The organism is Olleya sp. HaHaR_3_96, from assembly GCF_019278545.1.
GTDB lineage: Bacteria > Bacteroidota > Bacteroidia > Flavobacteriales > Flavobacteriaceae > Olleya.
Map to the genome: position 1 here is coordinate 237,312 of NZ_CP058987.1, position 16,932 is coordinate 254,243.

13 protein-coding genes and 1 tRNA gene are annotated in these 16,932 nt (G+C 33.7%); 8 read left to right on the forward strand and 6 right to left on the reverse strand.

The window, feature by feature from the left end; translation table 11 throughout:
- Nucleotides 1-8 precede the first annotated feature (8 nt).
- The 3 genes from H0I26_RS00970 to H0I26_RS00980 all read left to right on the forward strand — a co-directional run bounded on the left by H0I26_RS00970 (nucleotide 9) and on the right by H0I26_RS00980 (nucleotide 5,639).
- Complete coding sequence (locus tag H0I26_RS00970; RefSeq protein ID WP_218700629.1) at nucleotides 9-1,583, forward strand: RagB/SusD family nutrient uptake outer membrane protein; 1,575 nt, start codon at nucleotides 9-11, stop codon at nucleotides 1,581-1,583.
- A gap of 15 nt (nucleotides 1,584-1,598) precedes the next feature.
- Nucleotides 1,599-2,684, forward strand: a complete 1,086-nt coding sequence (locus H0I26_RS00975; protein WP_218700630.1) for a SusE domain-containing protein — start codon at nucleotides 1,599-1,601, stop codon at nucleotides 2,682-2,684.
- 69 nt (nucleotides 2,685-2,753) lie between these two features.
- Nucleotides 2,754-5,639, forward strand: coding sequence for an alpha-amylase family glycosyl hydrolase (locus H0I26_RS00980; protein ID WP_218700631.1), 2,886 nt, complete (start codon nucleotides 2,754-2,756; stop codon nucleotides 5,637-5,639).
- Between the two features lie 113 nt (nucleotides 5,640-5,752).
- On the opposite strand, the gene H0I26_RS00985 is transcribed toward H0I26_RS00980, so the two are convergent.
- Nucleotides 5,753-5,834, reverse strand: a tRNA-Leu gene (locus tag H0I26_RS00985).
- Between the two features lie 114 nt (nucleotides 5,835-5,948).
- Between H0I26_RS00985 and H0I26_RS00990 the strand changes: the two genes are divergently transcribed.
- Both H0I26_RS00990 and H0I26_RS00995 read left to right on the forward strand, forming a co-directional pair.
- Nucleotides 5,949-7,337, forward strand: a complete 1,389-nt coding sequence (locus H0I26_RS00990) for a dipeptidase (protein ID WP_218700632.1) — start codon at nucleotides 5,949-5,951, stop codon at nucleotides 7,335-7,337.
- Nucleotides 7,338-7,469: 132 nt separating this feature from the next.
- On the forward strand, nucleotides 7,470-8,333 hold the full coding sequence (locus H0I26_RS00995) for a DMT family transporter (protein WP_101015414.1): 864 nt from the start codon (nucleotides 7,470-7,472) through the stop codon (nucleotides 8,331-8,333).
- A 3-nt stretch (nucleotides 8,334-8,336) separates the two neighbouring features.
- On the opposite strand, the gene H0I26_RS01000 is transcribed toward H0I26_RS00995, so the two are convergent.
- Nucleotides 8,337-9,707 carry a M28 family peptidase gene (locus tag H0I26_RS01000; protein ID WP_218700633.1) on the reverse strand — a complete coding sequence of 457 codons (1,371 nt, stop codon included), beginning with the start codon at nucleotides 9,705-9,707 and terminating at the stop codon, nucleotides 8,337-8,339.
- A 122-nt stretch (nucleotides 9,708-9,829) separates the two neighbouring features.
- On the opposite strand from H0I26_RS01000, the gene H0I26_RS01005 reads away from it, so the two are divergent.
- The 3 genes from H0I26_RS01005 (at nucleotide 9,830) to H0I26_RS01015 (ending at nucleotide 13,262) form a co-directional block, all read left to right on the forward strand.
- Entirely contained in the window at nucleotides 9,830-10,195 is a 366-nt protein-coding gene (locus tag H0I26_RS01005) for a BlaI/MecI/CopY family transcriptional regulator (RefSeq protein WP_101015416.1), read from the forward strand.
- Nucleotides 10,196-10,197: 2 nt separating this feature from the next.
- Entirely contained in the window at nucleotides 10,198-12,042 is a 1,845-nt protein-coding gene (locus H0I26_RS01010) for a M56 family metallopeptidase (RefSeq protein ID WP_218700634.1), read from the forward strand.
- A gap of 119 nt (nucleotides 12,043-12,161) precedes the next feature.
- A complete protein-coding gene (locus tag H0I26_RS01015) occupies nucleotides 12,162-13,262 on the forward strand; it encodes a DUF4407 domain-containing protein (protein WP_218700635.1) in 1,101 nt (366 codons plus the stop codon).
- A gap of 53 nt (nucleotides 13,263-13,315) precedes the next feature.
- On the opposite strand, the gene H0I26_RS01020 is transcribed toward H0I26_RS01015, so the two are convergent.
- The 4 genes from H0I26_RS01020 to H0I26_RS01035 all read right to left on the reverse strand — a co-directional run bounded on the left by H0I26_RS01020 (nucleotide 13,316) and on the right by H0I26_RS01035 (nucleotide 16,679).
- The gene (locus tag H0I26_RS01020) at nucleotides 13,316-13,894 is read right to left on the reverse strand and encodes a PhnA domain-containing protein (protein ID WP_218700636.1); all 579 of its coding nucleotides are present in this window, start codon (nucleotides 13,892-13,894) and stop codon (nucleotides 13,316-13,318) included.
- A 63-nt stretch (nucleotides 13,895-13,957) separates the two neighbouring features.
- Nucleotides 13,958-14,959 carry a type I phosphomannose isomerase catalytic subunit gene (locus H0I26_RS01025; RefSeq protein ID WP_218700637.1) on the reverse strand — a complete coding sequence of 334 codons (1,002 nt, stop codon included), beginning with the start codon at nucleotides 14,957-14,959 and terminating at the stop codon, nucleotides 13,958-13,960.
- A gap of 10 nt (nucleotides 14,960-14,969) precedes the next feature.
- The gene (locus tag H0I26_RS01030) at nucleotides 14,970-15,467 is read right to left on the reverse strand and encodes a glycosyltransferase family A protein (protein ID WP_218700638.1); all 498 of its coding nucleotides are present in this window, start codon (nucleotides 15,465-15,467) and stop codon (nucleotides 14,970-14,972) included.
- A 48-nt stretch (nucleotides 15,468-15,515) separates the two neighbouring features.
- Nucleotides 15,516-16,679, reverse strand: coding sequence for a response regulator (locus H0I26_RS01035; RefSeq protein ID WP_218700639.1), 1,164 nt, complete (start codon nucleotides 16,677-16,679; stop codon nucleotides 15,516-15,518).
- Nucleotides 16,680-16,932: the final 253 nt, after the last annotated feature.

The window sequence follows — 16,932 nt, forward strand, 5'->3', positions numbered from 1 at the left end:
AACAACATATGAAAAATTTATTTAAACAATTCAATTATGCCCTAGCATTGCTTTTATTAGTATCTGCTTGTCATGATGATTTAGATCAATCACCTATTGATCCTGATAGTTTTACTGAAGAAGATGTGTTTGCAAATCCAAACGAAGCCAAAGGTGCACTAGCCAAAGTTTATGCTAGTTTAGCACTAACTGGTCAAGAAGGACCTTCCGGACAACCAGATATCGCTAATATTGATGAAGGATTTTCACAATATTCTAGAATGCTTTTTAATCTAAACGAATTAACTACAGATAATGCTGTAATTGCATGGGGAGATGCTGGACTACAAGATTTACATGGTATGTACTGGACAGCAAGTAATGACTTTACAGACGCGATGTATAATCGACTAGCACAAACGGTCTCTTTTTCTAATTCTTTTATAGGAAACGCTGCTAATTTGAGTGACGCAGCAGTTACTCAATATGTAGCAGAAGCTAGATTTATTAGAGCTTTTGCCTATTACAACTTAATGGACTTATACGGTAATGTTCCCTTAGTAACAGAGATCGCAACAACACTTCCTAGCCAAAACTCTAGAGAAGAAGTCTTTACTTTTGTAGAAACGGAATTATTAGAAATCCAAAACCAATTAGCAACTAGTGGCTCTAATGAATACGGTCGAGTAGACCAAGTCGCAGCATGGGCACTACTATCTAAACTATATTTAAATGCAGAAGTATGGATTGGTCAACCGCTTTATAACGACGCTGTAACATACGCTAACAATGCAATAACATCAACATATAGTATTAATACTATAGATGCTAATGGTAACGGTTCTGCTTATGACGAATTATTTCTAGCCGACAATAATGTTAATGGTGCACAAAGTGAATTTATTTTCAGCTTAAATTTTGACGGTATAAATAGCCAAACTTATGGGGGTACAACATTTTTAGTGCATGCCGCTATTGGGGGTGATATGGATCCTAACGACTTTGGAGTTAATGGAGGCTGGGGAGGTATTAGAACCACTAGTGCTTTAGTTAACAAAATGGGCACTGGAGACTCAAGAGCCCTGTTTTATTCCGCTGGTCAAAATTTAGAAATTACAGACTTGACAACCTTTACTGATGGCTATGCTGTGACTAAATTTAAAAATCTTAAATCTGATGGTACACAAGGTTCTGATGCTGCTGGAGATTTTGTAGACACCGATTTACCTTTAATTAGATTATCTGAAATCTATTTAAATTACGCAGAAGCAACATTAAGAGGTGGTAGCGGAAGCACATCAATTGCTTTAGACCTTATCAATGAATTAAGAGAAAGAGCATACGGAGACACCTCTGGTAATATTTCGTCAGGAGATCTAACATTAGATTTTATTTTAGATGAAAGAGCCAGAGAATTATATTGGGAAGGACAACGTCGTACAGACCTAGTAAGATATAATTATTTTACAACTAACGCGTATTTATGGCCTTTTAAAGGAGACGCCGCTTTAGGTAGCTCTGTAGCTAATTTCCGTAATGTATTTCCAATTCCAACTAATACTATTTTATCTAATCCTAACCTACAACAAAACACTGGTTACTAATTAAAAAAAATAACAATGAAAAATTTAAAAATCTTATTTATAGCAGCTATTTCTTTAGTTAGCTTTAACTCGTGTGATGAAGAAGATGATAATATTTTTGAAATACAGTCATCTGAATCTACAGCAGCAATTATTAATTTACCAACGTCTGGAACTGGACTTGTTTTAGATATTTCAAATCCAACAGGTACAGCAACAACTATCGTATGGGAAGATGCTACCTATAATATTCCAACAGTAATTAATAACACAATACAACTTGCAATCGCTGGAACAAATTTTGAAACGCCTTTTGACGTCGTAACAACAACAAATAATTATTTAGCTTGGACTAATGAAGAATTAAACGGTATCGCTGTTGGTCTATTAGGTTTAACTCCTTTTACATCTGCTGATGTAGATATGCGTATTAAATCTTCTATTGGAGATAATGATTCAGAAGCTGTTTACTCAGAGATGGTAACTGTATCTATAACCCCATATACTACAGAAGCTCCAAAACTTGGTGTACCAGGTAATCACCAAGGTTGGGACCCCGCTTCCGCTCCTAGTCTATTTGCTTCTGCTTACGGAGAAACAGATTACGAAGGCTATGTTTGGCTTGATGGGCAACATAAATTTATTGCTACTAATGACGAAGGTATTTATGACTGGGGAAATACCGATTGGGGGGATGCCTCTGGAACAGATGGTTCTTACACACAAGTCTTAATAGAAGATGGCGAAGGTAATATTGCTCCTCCTAATGGTGCTGGGTACTACTTTGTACAAGCAAATACAGATCCTGATGTATTAGAGTATTCTGAAACATTACACAACTGGGCTGTTATTGGTTCTGCAACAGGTTCTTGGGATAATGATACAGATATGACTTACGATAGCGCAACTTCAACTTGGACGATCACTATGGACTTAACAGCCGAAGAAATTAAATTTAGATCTAATGATACTTGGGATTGGAATTATGGAGATGATGAAGGTGATGGTATTTTAGAACTAAGCTCTGGTACAAACATTCCAGTACCATCGGCAGGAAACTATACGATTGTTTTAGATTTTAGCACACCAAGGCATTACACGTATAGTTTAACATTAAACTAATACTTTTTTTTTTAAAGGCTTTGACTATGTTCAAAGCCTTTTTTTTATTCCATTTTAAATTCTTTCAAAATGAAAAAACACTACTTTTTAATAGCACTACTTTTTTCTTTATTTGCCAAAGCGCAAGTAAATATAGCTCCGTTTCCTTTTAATGTAGATGAAAGCATTACCATTACTGTTGATATTAATTCTACAGCCACAGATTGCAATGGTTTTAATACGCCTACTACAGTTTACTTACATTCAGGAATTGGTGACGACACTAATGCTTTTGGTTACAATGCTGTCGGCAACTGGGGACAAGACGATGGTGTTGGTGCAATGACAGATAACAACAACGGAACTTGGAGTATTACCATTGTTCCAGAAACTTACTATTCTTTAACGTCAGCACAAGCATCTTCAGCTACAAAATTAGGCATGGTTTTTAGAAATGAGGATGGGAGTCAAGAACTTAAAGATAATGGTTGCTCAGACTTTATATATAATGTAGGTTCCTTTCAAGTTAATTTAACAACACCTTCAGAAAACAGTGTTACGCAGTTAAATAACGGAAGTGATTTAAGCATCGTAGCGACTAACACTAACGGAAATGCCAATTATTCATTAAGTGCTAACGGTAGTGTTTTAAATAGTTTAAACGCTATCACAAACTATGCCTTTACACACACTAACATTACCGAAAACCAATACTACACCCTAACAGTTACGCAAGGCTTAGAAACTGTTGTAAAAGAATTTTCTGTACTAATAAGCGCCACACCTATTACAGAAGCTTTACCTAATGGTATGGACAATGGCATAAACTACAATACTTCAGATAACACTAAAGCAACTCTTGTTTTAGAAGCTCCTAATAAAGATTATATATATGTAGCTGGTAGTTTTAATAATTACCAACCCACCAATGCTGATTTAATGAAAAAAGATCCAACTTCAGGTATCTTTTGGTTGGAACTTACCAATTTAACGCCTAATCAAATCGAAACTTACCAATACTGGGTTAACGAAGCTAATCCTATAACTAACTCCCCGCAATTAGTTAAAACTGCGGATCCTTATTCAACATTAGTACTTTCTCCTTTTGATGATGCATATATCCCAACAACAACCTATCCAAACCTACCAACATACCCAGCTGGACAAGAGCGTGAAGTCACTGTATTAGAAACTGGACAAATAGCATATCCTTGGGTTGTTACTGACTTTAACAAACCTAAAAAAGAAGACCTCGTTATCTATGAAGTCTTAATTAGAGATTTTGATGCCGATAGAAACTTTCAAGACTTAATTGATAAAATAGCGTATTTTAAAAACTTAAATGTAAATGCAATCCAATTAATGCCAATCATGGAATTTGAAGGTAATGAAAGTTGGGGATACAATACATCATTTCATTTAGCTTTAGATAAATTTTACGGTACAGAAACTAAACTAAAAGAATTTATAGATCTATGTCACCAAAATGATATCGCTGTAATTTTAGACGTTGCTTTAAACCATGCTTTTGGTAGAAACCCCATGAACAGAATGTGGATGACTGATGCCGATGGTGATGGTTGGGGAGAACCAAGTACTGAAAACCCTTATTTTAATACAACTGCTAGGCATAGCTATAGTGTTGGTTCTGATTTTAATCATCAATCTTTATTAACTCAACATTATGTAGAACGTGTTGTTAAACATTGGGTTGAAGAATTTAAAATTGATGGTCTACGTTGGGATTTAACCAAAGGGTTTACACAAAACGCCCAAGGAAGTGATTCACAAACTAATGCTTATCAAGCAGATCGTGTTGCCATTTTAAAAGACTATGCAGACTACTCTTGGTCTTTAGACCCAACTCATTATGTTATTTTTGAACACTTAGGGTTTGGTGGTAGTGCGCAAGAAGAAACAGAATGGGCAAATTACAGACTTACAGATAGCGAACCTAAAGGTATTATGCTTTGGGGAAAACTAACCAATCCGTATAACCAATTAACAATGGGCTATAATTCTGATAATAACTTTAACGGAATGGGACATGTTAGTAGAGGTTTTGACGCCCCTAGGTTAGTTGGATACGCAGAAAGTCATGACGAAGAACGCTTAATGTATAAAAATTTGCAATATGGTAATGCTTCAAACCCGTCACATGATGTCACAGACTTAAACACTGCCATCTCCAGAATGTCCGCTTTAGGCGCAGTAAGCTTAACTATTCCTGGTCCAAAAATGATATGGCATTTTGCAGAATTAGGTATGGAAAATTCGATATTTACTTGTAATAACGGAACTGTAAATGATACCAATGGTACAGATGGCGATTGTAAGTTAGACACAAAACCTCAACCACAATGGACAGATAATTGGGAAGCAGATGCTATTAGAAGTCAAGTCTATAGTGATTGGTCTAGACTAAATGAGCTTAAAATAAACGAACCTGTTTTTGAAGGAGATTACACGATTACCTCTGGAAGCGTAACCCCGAGAATAGACATTTTTGACACTTCAATTGCAAGTACACAATTAGGATATGTTATTGTCTTAGCTAATTTTGATGTGGTTTCGCAAACAGTTAACACCAGTTTTCCTACATCAGGTACTTGGTACAATCTAATGGATGACACGGGAAGCTCTACAATTCAATCCACAGTAGCCACTATAACTATTTCTGCTGGCGAATTTAGAATTTATGGTAATGCGGTGTCACAAACTTTAAGCACAGAAGACTTTCAGTTATCGGATAGCTTTAAACTTTATCCTAACCCATCAACGACAACCTTCTCCGTGACTATTTCTGCACGCAAGGTACAAGTCATAGCTGTTTCAGGAAAAATAATAAAATCTTATACTGGTACATTTAAAGCTGGTCATAAATTTAATGTCGAAAATTTAGCCAAAGGACTATATTTAGTTAAAACAGAAAATAATAAAGGTCAGATTAAAACGACCAAGCTGATTAAATCTTAAATATTTAATCCATTTTAGTACAAAAAGCTTCAGTATAATCTACTGAAGCTTTTTTTTGTTTTCGCTATTAAGCATAAAAAAAGCCTCTCTATTAAGAGAAGCTTTTTTCTTTGTACAGGCGGGGAGACTCGAACTCCCACACCTCGCGGCACTAGATCCTAAGTCTAGCGTGTCTACCAATTCCACCACGCCTGCAACTTATACCCGCAATTTCGGATTGCAAATATAACAAATAGTTTGAATATTCATAACAACCTTAAAAGAAATTATTATCCTTTTTGTATTTTTACATAAATTCAATCTATTTTCATGAAAAATATAAAGTCTTACGTCCAAGAAAACAAGCAACGTTTTCTTGACGAATTAATAGAATTACTTAAGATTCCGTCAATAAGCGCAGACTCCGCCTATAAAGCAGACACCATAAACACTGCAGACGTTGTTGCAAAAAGCTTGAAAGATGCTGGATGTGATGTTGTAGAAATTTGCGAAACAGAAGGGTATCCAATTATTTACGCACATAAAATAATTGATAAAAACCTACCAACTGTACTAGTTTACGGTCATTACGACGTACAACCACCAGATCCATTAAATTTATGGACGTCTCCGCCATTCGAGCCCGTTATTAAAACAACAGACCTACATCCTGAAGGTGCTATTTTTGCACGTGGTGCTTGTGATGACAAAGGGCAAATGTACATGCATGTAAAGGCAATGGAGTTTATGACTAAAAACGACACTTTACCTTGTAACGTCAAATTTATGATAGAAGGTGAAGAAGAAGTTGGAAGTGTTAACTTGGCTAAATTTGTAAAACAAAATCAAGAGAAACTTTCCAATGATGTGATCCTAATTAGTGATACTGGTATGATCGCTCAAGACACACCATCAATCACCACAGGATTACGTGGTTTAAGTTATGTTGAGGTAGAAGTTACAGGACCAAACAGAGACTTACACTCAGGTTTATATGGTGGTGCAGTAGCAAACCCTATAAACATATTAACCAAAATGATTGCCTCATTACATGATGATGACAACCATATTACAATTCCTGGTTTTTATGATAATGTCGAAGAATTATCTTTAGACGAGCGTGCGCAAATGGCAAAAGCACCATTTTCGTTAGACAAATACAAAGCAGCTTTAGATATTGATGCTGTATACGGTGAAGCTGGTTATACAACTAACGAGCGTAACAGTATCAGACCAACACTAGACGTTAACGGTATTTGGGGTGGTTATACTGGCGAAGGTGCAAAAACAGTAATTGCAAGTCAAGCTTTTGCAAAAATCTCAATGCGTTTAGTACCAAATCAAGATTGGGAGGCTATCACAACATTATTCAAAAACCATTTTGAAAGTATCGCACCAAAAAGCGTTAAAGTAAAAGTAACACCGCATCACGGTGGACAAGGTTACGTAACACCAATTGACAGCGTAGGGTATCAGGCAGCCAGTAAAGCTTACCAAGAAACCTTTGGAAAAACACCAATACCACAACGTAGTGGAGGAAGTATTCCAATAGTTGCTTTATTCGAACAAGAATTAAAAAGCAAAACTATTTTAATGGGCTTTGGTTTAGACAGCGATGCAATACACAGTCCAAACGAACATTTTGGAGTATGGAACTACTTAAAAGGAATCGAAACTATTCCGTATTTTTACAAGTATTTTACAGAAATGTATAAATAATTATTAGGGTGTCTCCACCTTTTGCTTTTTAGTAGCAAAAGGTGGTCACGTCATCCGTTATATCTTTATTTTGCCATATATGGCAGCAAAATAAAGGATGCCACTACTACCGCTTACACAAAACCAATCAAGATGAAAGACCAACATTTAAAGCGCGTTTTAGAACTCACCTTTGCCACACTACTCATTAGCACTTCTGGTAGTTTAGGACGCTACATAGATATGCCTGCTCCCGTTACCATTTGGTTTAGAAGCGGACTAGCGATGTTAATTCTTTTAGCTTACTGTAAGTATAAAAAAATAAAACTTAAGATCGAATCCAAAAAAGATTTAGGCGCTTTTGTGCTAAGCGCACTATTTATGGCGTCGCATTGGATAACCTATTTTATAGCCTTGCAACTCTCAAGTGTTGCTATTGGTATGCTAGCTTTATTTACCTATCCAATAATGACTGCTTTTTTAGAACCCTTGTTTTCCAAAACAAAATTCGATTATATGCATCTGTTGTTAGGTGCAATGGTCATATTAGGGATTTATATCTTGTCACCAGAATTAGATTTTCAAAGTGATTCCGTAAAAGGGATTATGTTTGGTCTACTCTCGGCTTTCTGCTATGCACTGCGTATTCTAATCCTCAAACAATACGTCACTTCTTATCATGGAAGTAGTTTAATGTTTTTCCAACTATTAATTATTACTATTGTATTAGCACCAGCATTGTTTTTTCTAGAGACTACAAATATTACGACTCAGTTTCCATATGTTATCATTCTAGCAGTAGTAACTACAGCTATTGGACACACTTTATTTGTTCAAAGTCTGAATCATTTTAAAGTTAGTACCGCCAGTATTATTGGAAGTACACAACCTATTTTTGGAATTATAATCGCTTTTTTCTTTTTAAACGAAATCCCCAATTGGAATACATTTTTTGGAGGTATGCTAATCCTATCTACAGTTGTAATAGAGAGTTTACGGTCCAGAAAAACTGCTTAACGATTATTCTTTAATTAACTTTTGATTACTCTTTTGTCCATCAACTTCTAAAATAACAAAATAAACACCATCACTTAACTCTGATAACTCCAGTTGAGTCGCTCTTTCTTCAAGCGTTTGTGTTAGTACTACTTGACCATTGATAGTAACAATACTTACTTCGGCTTGATCAAACGGAGGCAACTCAACCGTTAAAATACTTTTTACTGGATTTGGAAAGAATTTAAAATCATCCGTATTAAAACTTGAGACATTTAACGTATTTACAGAAAAACAAGAACTAACTTCCATACAATTCCCGTTAGTAATTTCGACTTTATAATTACCATTTACCGTTGGAGAATAACTCTGGTTAGTAGCACCAACAATAACTGTTTCTGTATCACAATCAATCCATTGATACGTTGCTAGAGTTTCATTTGCAAGCAATGTCCCTGCATTTTGAGTAATCCTATTATCAACAGCTACAAGGCCTCCTTTAGTAACCATATAACCCGTAATTAGCTTAGTCAGTTGTAGATAATATGGAAAATTCAAAGTACTATAACGGTCGTTAGAACTGTGATAAAAAGGAGTTTCATCATTTGTTTCCCAAGATTCACCAACTAAAACAGCGCTATACCCTTGATTCCAAAATCTTGAATGATCACTAGCTGTTGTCCCTGGATTAACCACATTAACATTTAATGTAAAACCATAGGTAGGATTATTTAAAATAGAAATAATATCATCTTTCATTGTTAGAGAATTTCCAAAATCCCTAACATCGATATCAAAATTATTATCATTATTCCCATCATATCCCATCATGTCAATATTTAAAACACCCAAAATATTATCTCCATTAGCTGCCGCTTGAGTAGCATAATAATTAGACCCTACTAATCCGTTTTCTTCCTCATCCCAAAGGGCATACACGATAGTATTGTCTAAACACTGTGTAGATAACAACCTTGCTATTTCTAAAACAGCAGCTGTACCACTAGCATTATCATCTGCACAATAATCTGCAACCGAATCGTAATGGGCACACACCATATAAATAGCATCAGGGTTAGTTTTTCCTAATTGTGTTGCAATAACATTCCTGCGTCCCGTTTCTCCATTAATTAATTGGTTGGCTACGGTTAAATTATCTAAACCATTCAATTTTTCAAATAAATAATCGGCAGCCAAGTCATTATTGGCTTGTACTCTGTTTTGAATGGTCACAGAATTACCATTAACAACAGTAGCTTGCTCACCAGTAAACTCTCTTAACGTTAATTGTAAAGAATCTAAGCTGACTTGATTTATAACCTCTGAAATAGTTTGGCTACTAGCAAAAAAAACGATAAAAAAACATCCTAAAAAACTAACCAAATTCTTATTCATGACCTCAATATATTAACGTTAATGATTATTCAAAGGTAGCATTTTAAAAGAAAAAACGGCTCTACATTTGTAGAATCAATTATTTGTTCTACATTTGTAGAAGTTAATCTAAACTTGTAGACATGCAATTATCAAAAACGGAAGAAGAATTAATGAATCACCTATGGAAACTAGAAAAAGCTTTCATGAAAGATTTATTAGAAGCCTATCCAGAGCCAAAACCGGCTAATACAACCGTTGCAACTTTATTAAAGCGAATGACCGACAAAGGTTTTGTTGGTTATACAAAGTTTGGAAACTCAAGACAATACTATCCTTTGGTTAAAAAAAAGGACTATTTCTCTAGGCATGTTAATGGCTTAATTAAAAACTTTTTTAATAACAGCAGTTCACAGTTTGCGTCTTTTTTTACAAAAGAAACGGATTTAAGCAAAACCGAATTAGAAGAGTTAAGAGCAATAATTGACAACGAAATTAAAAACAAGTAATCATGGAACTAATTGTATTAAAATCCAGTGTTTGCCTTTTGGTTTTTCTATTGTATTACAAGATAGCGTTAGAGCCATTAAGCATTCATAAATTTAAAAGAGTTTATTTATTGGTTACTATTGCAATCGCGGTAATCATACCTTTTATAACGTTTGTAAAATATGTCGAGCCTACTTTTGACAATTCATCATTTATTTTTGATACTTCGACAACACTGCCATTAGACACACATTTAAAAATAGCAGAACAAACGAACTACTTATCTAACATTTTATGGAGTATTTATGTTTTAGGAGTAGGCTTATTCTTTATTAGATTTTGCGTTAATCTATTTCAAATAATTTCAAAAATCAGAAAACATACTAAAGTTAAAAGCAAGTCTTTTATCAATGTATTGATGGAACATTTAGAGATTCCGCATACATTTTTCAATTTCATCTTTCTAAATAAAAACAAGTTTGAAAACAATCAAATCCCTGCTGAAGTCTTACTACACGAACAAACGCACGCAAAACAAAAACATAGTTTAGATATTATAATTATCGAAGTAATACAAATACTATTTTGGTTTAACCCACTACTATATTGGCTTAAAAAAGAAATTAAACTTAATCATGAGTTTTTAGCTGATCAAGACGTTATAAACCAAGGTATCGACACTAAAACTTATCAAACAATTTTATTACAATTCTCGTCTAATCAACAAGAATTAGCATTCGTTAATGCTATCAATTATTCATCAATCAAAAAACGTTTCACACTTATGAACACACAAACACCAAAAAAAACAAAATGGTTACGTAGTCTCTTACTATTGCCATTATTAGCGCTATTACTCTTTAGCTTTAGTCAAACTATTGAAGTCGAAAAAGACAAAACGTCTATTAGCTTTGTCGACAGCACGCAAGTTGCGATCACAAATAACGCTACAGAAACACAAAACAAAAATTTATTAGTTAACGGAATAGCATGTGACGGCTGCACTTTAAACCTAAGTAGCGATAGTATAAAAAATTTAATTTTAGGAACAAGCACTAAAGAAGACATTGTAAGTTTTAAACTTAAAATCCCAGGGGTTACAACACAAAATAATATTGGCAACCATCTTGACGAACCAACAAAACAGCACATTTTAAAAGCACAACAAGGAGACCATATAATAGTCTTTGATATAAAAAGTAAATCAACCACATTTACTTCTATTACCATAAAACTAGTAGATAAAAAAGACGAGAATTACTCTCATTCACCAATAATAAAAAAAGGTGAACACGCTCAACTACCTCCACCCCCTCCGGCACCACCAATAGTAAACAAAGGAGAGATTTCAAATACACCTCCTCCTCCTCCTCCTCCTCCGGCGGTTAATAACTTCGGTAAATACAGTACAGGGTTTATAGTCATCAATGGTAAAGAACAGTATTATGTACAAACAGCCAACAAGACTAAATACTACAATCGTGAAGGATTTGAAATTGACAAAAACGGTACTAAATTATCTTCAAGCCAAACCGATGGAAGTACAGTTATTCCTGGTCAAAGAATAACTAAAGTCTATAAAAATGATAAAGTTATTGCTGAATTTAAAAAAACGTGGGAAGATGACGACATAGGTTTCTTACCTCCTCCTCCACCAATAAGTACTAAAGACCACGTTATTAAAATGGCAAATAAAGGGGCTTCTTTTTACTATAATGGGGACGCTATTACCTCTGATAAAGCAATAGATTTAGTGAAAAACAATTCTAATCTAAATATCTCTTCTAAGACAAACAATGGTTCATCTAGAGTAGATATTTCAGAAAAACCAATACATACGCTTAATGGAAAAGTTATAAACGAATAACCAAATGCTTTAACATCACAAAAAAACCTCAAATAATTTGAGGTTTTTTTTGCTTTAAACTGTAACAAAATCAAACCTTTAGCGTTCTAATAGATAGCATCAATCAAAACAATCACATCATGTTAAATCATTTTTTTATTATCTGTTCTGGAGCGGATACAGCGATACTAAAAACATCCTCCATTGGCGAACAAAATAAATATGCAGGAATAGGCGCCACAATCTTTTTTACTGCAATACTAGCTTTTATAGCTTCAAGCTACGCACTTTACACCATTTTTGAAAGCATATTCACGTCTATGGGATTTGGATTAGTTTGGGGGCTTTTAATTTTTAATCTAGACCGGTTTATTGTGTCAACCATCAAAAAAAGAGGTTCATTTTTCAATCAATTGCTTCAAGCAACACCTAGACTAATTTTAGCTTTAATTATTGCTATTGTAATATCAAAACCTTTAGAGCTTAAGATCTTTGAAAAAGAAATCAATCAAGTCTTATTAACCGAAAAAAATGCAATGACACTGCAAAATCAAGACGACATTGCTTTGCAATTTTTGCCTAAAGAAACCGAATTAAAACAACAGATCCTTAACCTTCAAAATGAAATAGATGCTAAAGCAGCAGAAGTAAACACATTATACAGCACATATATTACAGAAGCAGAAGGTACTTCTGGATCAAACAAATTAGGAAAAGGCCCTGTTTACAAAGAAAAAAGGGATAAACACGATACAGCATTAGCTGAATTACAATTACTAAAAACAGAGTCCAAAGATAAAGTTGCTACAATTGAAGCTGAATTACTTTTACTAAAAACCAAATACGATAGTCAAGTTGCCAATACACAACCTATAATTGATGGCTTTGATGGTTTAATGGCACGTGTGACCGCTTTAAACACTTTACCTTGGATTCCTTCCTTTTTTATATTTTTATTGTTTCTAGCTATTGAAACGTCTCCAATTATAGCTAAATTATTAGCTCCAAAAGGCGAATATGATTTTAAATTAGAAGACCAAGAAACAGCTATAAAAACAGTAGTTGAACAACGTGTTAAAGAAAGAGCATTATCTGTCACTGCTGATTTTAAAATAAACGATAAAATATATAGCGATCTATCTGAAGATGATGAAATCTATCAGTACAAGCAAAAAAAAGCACGTGCATTACTGCAACTTCAAGCCGATGCATTTTACAAACAACAAGAAAAAGCATTGTAACAAAAAAGGCTTCAATTAATAATTGAAGCCTTTTTTATATGTTGTAATTAAGATTATAGTTTCTTAACGTATTCAGTAATAATAACGGTAAGTGTTGGTCCTACTTTACCTTCAATATAAGTTGCGTTTTCACGATCTAATCTAATATTTCTAACGGCTGTCCCTTGTTTAGCAACTTGGCTAGATCCTTTAATTTTAAGATCTTTAACTAAAACGACACTATCTCCAGTTTCCAAAATAACACCATTAACATCTCTATGGATAATTTTATCTGCTTCATCTTTATGCTCGTCTGTTAATCTAGCGATTGCTAAATTATCTTCGTCCAAGTACATCATGTCTAACAAATCTTTTGGCCAACCTTCACTTCTTAATCGTTGTAACATTCTCCAAGCCATAATCTGAACAGCCACATGCTCCGACCACATACTATCGTTTAAACATCTCCAATGGTTAACATCCATTTCTGTGTTTTTTTCGATTTGATCATAACAAGTTCCGCAAACTAATACGCAAGTATCTACAGTTTCTGTTAATGATGGCGGAATATTATATTGTCTGGTATCTATATTAGAAGTACATAACTCGCAAGTTGTATTGCTTCTTTCTTGTAACATTTGAAGTACGCTCATGAAAATTGTTTTTTGATGCGTACAAATATAGTAATTGCTTTGTGTTTTTCTACATAAAGTAGATTAAGATGCTTGTTGAATTGCTTTAACCAAGCCTTTAGCAACATATACTTCTAATAATTTAGAGTTATTAGCGCTAAATGTAACCTCCTTTGCACTTGCAGGGATTAAAACAGTTTCTCCCATTTTAAGCGTTTCTATATGATTTGCTATTGCAATGTCGACCTCACCTTCTACACACATAAAAATGATAAACGAATCTAAATCTGAATAATCAATAATTTTATGCGCTGTAACATCTAAAATATTAGTTGTAAAATAATCGCAGTCAACCAAATTAGCACTAGTATTAGGTTGTAATGTATAGTCTGCTTTTCCGTTAGAATCAAATTGTTTGGTCGCCTGCTCTGCTAACTTGGTATGCAGTTCTCTTTTCTGCCCAGAATCATCTGTTCTATCCCAATCGTACACACGATAGGTAATATCTGAGGTTTGCTGAATTTCTGCAGCTAAAACACCTGCACCTATCGCATGAATTTTTCCTGCTGGAATAAAAAAACTGTCTCCTTTTTTAACTTGTTCTCTATTAAATACTGAAGCTACATTTTGCGCAGTAATATGATTTAAAAGCTCTGGATCTGTTGTTTTATCTTTTAAACCTAATACAATATCTGCATTAGCATCACTATCCATTATATACCACATCTCAGTCTTTCCAAAACTATCATGATGTTTTTTAGCCATTTTATTATCTGGATGTACTTGTACCGACAAATCAGTTTTAGCATCCAAAAATTTAATTAATAGAGGAAAATTATAACCAAAATTCGCAAAGTTTTCTGCTCCTAAAAGGTCTGCTTTATGTGTTGTAATTAAGTCTTTTAAATTAGCACCTTTATAGTCTCCATTACTAACTTCTGAAATATTCCCATTGACATCAGAAATCTCCCAGCTCTCACCAACATTATCTTTATCTGTAGCTTTCCCTAAAAGTTGCCCTAGTTTGTTTCCGCCCCAAATTTTCTCTTTTAAGATGGGATTAAATTTTATTGGATAGACTTTCATAATGACTGATTTATAGTTTACTTAAATACTGACGGTGCACAAATTTGTTTTTTACATTCAATTTTTTCAAATACTCTACTACTGAAAACAAACTTTGAAATAATGTTAATTTAATACCACGATCTTTTAAATTTTGTGTGTTATAATCTTCAATAACCTCATGATTTTCGTTAATTGCTTTTACTAAACCGTTTAATCCTTGGTATTTAATATTCAGTAAATTGGTACAGACATACCCTAAATGTTTTAAATTAAATTGATTAAACATAAATCTAGCGCCTGCTCTTACTGCTGATACGTCCGATTTAAATTTTCTGATATCTACTACAGATACATTGGGTAATCTAGAGTCTTTAATATCTTGTAATGCTAAAAGCGTATTGTCCTTACTGGCATTATTAACTAAACAGAATTGAATGTCTTTGGACTGTCTAAGCTGATTAGTAAAAATAGCTATGTCTATATCTTTCTCATTATTATGAAAGATTATTATGATACCTGTTTTCATGATTTGGGGATTTAGAAAGTTTGGTAATTAAGTTACTTATAATTAATGTTATGCTGCTTTTTTAGTGTTTTGCTTTTTGTTTCTGTAAACCCAAGCAATCTGTCCTAATTGTCCAACGATTTTTACTGAATCTTTCATTGATAATTTAGAACCATCGGCATGAATCCACCTTTTTAATGGTTGTTCACATAGCATAGCTTTGGCTTCTTTTAATCCAAAATGAATACTCATTCTTTTAAAAATCTCTACATCAAAAATCCATTGTGTTATAAATTTTTCGCCAAAAGCGATATCGATAACATCTTTACGGAAAATTTTAGCACCACATTGCGTGTCTTTAAAATCCATTTTTAAAATCTTTCTGATTATAAAATTAATGGTTAGACTAATTATTTTTCTAGCAGACTCTTTTGTAATGTCAGCTCCCATTCTTGAGATTCTAGAACCACTTACAATTTTAAACTCTGAAGTTTCTATCGTTTTAACTAGGTCATCAAAATCTGCTAAATCTGTAGATAAATCAGCATCTAAAAAACCGATATAATCTAAATCCTCTTTTTTAGCCATGTGTAACATTCCTAAACGTACTGCTTCTGCTTTTCCTCCATTTTTCTCACAGTCATACACGGTAATAAAGTCTTCTCTTCCTTTTTTTAATTCGTTTAAAACTTCTAACGTTTTATCCTTACTACCATCATTTACAAAACATAAATGGTAACCTGAATTTTTATCAATATAGCTAGTAAACTCATCGCTTAACAAACGCTCTTCTTCATTATAACACGGTATAACTACACCTACGCAACGCTCTTGAATCATCACATTACTTGTAGACACCTTATCTTGCCCTTCAGGAACACCAATCAATCGTTTTACACGTGCGCTAATTTCGTTTAAACTTAATGGCTTTTTCATGTAGTCATTAATTCCTAAATCAAAACCTTCCGTAATAGTTTCATCTTTTGTATCCCCACTCAGTACCATTATTGGTATTTGAGAGTTTTTAGTAATTCTAATATGCTTTACAACTTCTAACCCAGAAACACCTGGCATATTAATATCTACAATAACTAAATCAGGTTTAAAGGATTCGTATAATTCTAATCCTTTAGCGGCATCAGTTTCAATTTTTACTTCATAACCTAATTCGGCTAATCTTTTTTGTAACGGAAGTAAAACTAGTTGCTGGTCGTCGATGGCTAAAACTCTCATATTGGGGCGGTTTGTTTATTATTGATGGTACAAAAATACAAGGAAAGGTATTTTTTAAACTGCATTTTAGTTTAACCTATAGTTAAGTGTCGACGAATGGTCGTTTGCTATAGACAATTAAAAAAGCAAGCACTATTATATTTATTTATCTTTACCATATTACTATGGCTTAGGCTTTAAAAAAAACAGCTTTATCTAGCATTATCTATTAAATATAAGAGATTATTTTAGATATCACACCTAACCTTCAGTA

Excerpts from the sequence above, each read along its gene's own strand:
- H0I26_RS00970 (WP_218700629.1), top strand. The coding sequence starts at position 9 with ATGAAAAATTTATTTAAACAATTCAATTATGCCCTAGCATTGCTTTTA.
- H0I26_RS00975 (WP_218700630.1), top strand. The coding sequence starts at position 1,599 with ATGAAAAATTTAAAAATCTTATTTATAGCAGCTATTTCTTTAGTTAGC.
- H0I26_RS00980 (WP_218700631.1), top strand. The coding sequence starts at position 2,754 with ATGAAAAAACACTACTTTTTAATAGCACTACTTTTTTCTTTATTTGCC.
- H0I26_RS00990 (WP_218700632.1), top strand. The coding sequence starts at position 5,949 with ATGAAAAATATAAAGTCTTACGTCCAAGAAAACAAGCAACGTTTTCTT.
- H0I26_RS00995 (WP_101015414.1), top strand. The coding sequence starts at position 7,470 with ATGAAAGACCAACATTTAAAGCGCGTTTTAGAACTCACCTTTGCCACA.
- H0I26_RS01000 (WP_218700633.1), bottom strand. The coding sequence starts at position 9,707 with ATGAATAAGAATTTGGTTAGTTTTTTAGGATGTTTTTTTATCGTTTTT.
- H0I26_RS01005 (WP_101015416.1), top strand. The coding sequence starts at position 9,830 with ATGCAATTATCAAAAACGGAAGAAGAATTAATGAATCACCTATGGAAA.
- H0I26_RS01010 (WP_218700634.1), top strand. The coding sequence starts at position 10,198 with ATGGAACTAATTGTATTAAAATCCAGTGTTTGCCTTTTGGTTTTTCTA.
- H0I26_RS01015 (WP_218700635.1), top strand. The coding sequence starts at position 12,162 with ATGTTAAATCATTTTTTTATTATCTGTTCTGGAGCGGATACAGCGATA.
- H0I26_RS01020 (WP_218700636.1), bottom strand. The coding sequence starts at position 13,894 with ATGAGCGTACTTCAAATGTTACAAGAAAGAAGCAATACAACTTGCGAG.
- H0I26_RS01025 (WP_218700637.1), bottom strand. The coding sequence starts at position 14,959 with ATGAAAGTCTATCCAATAAAATTTAATCCCATCTTAAAAGAGAAAATT.
- H0I26_RS01030 (WP_218700638.1), bottom strand. The coding sequence starts at position 15,467 with ATGAAAACAGGTATCATAATAATCTTTCATAATAATGAGAAAGATATA.
- H0I26_RS01035 (WP_218700639.1), bottom strand. The coding sequence starts at position 16,679 with ATGAGAGTTTTAGCCATCGACGACCAGCAACTAGTTTTACTTCCGTTA.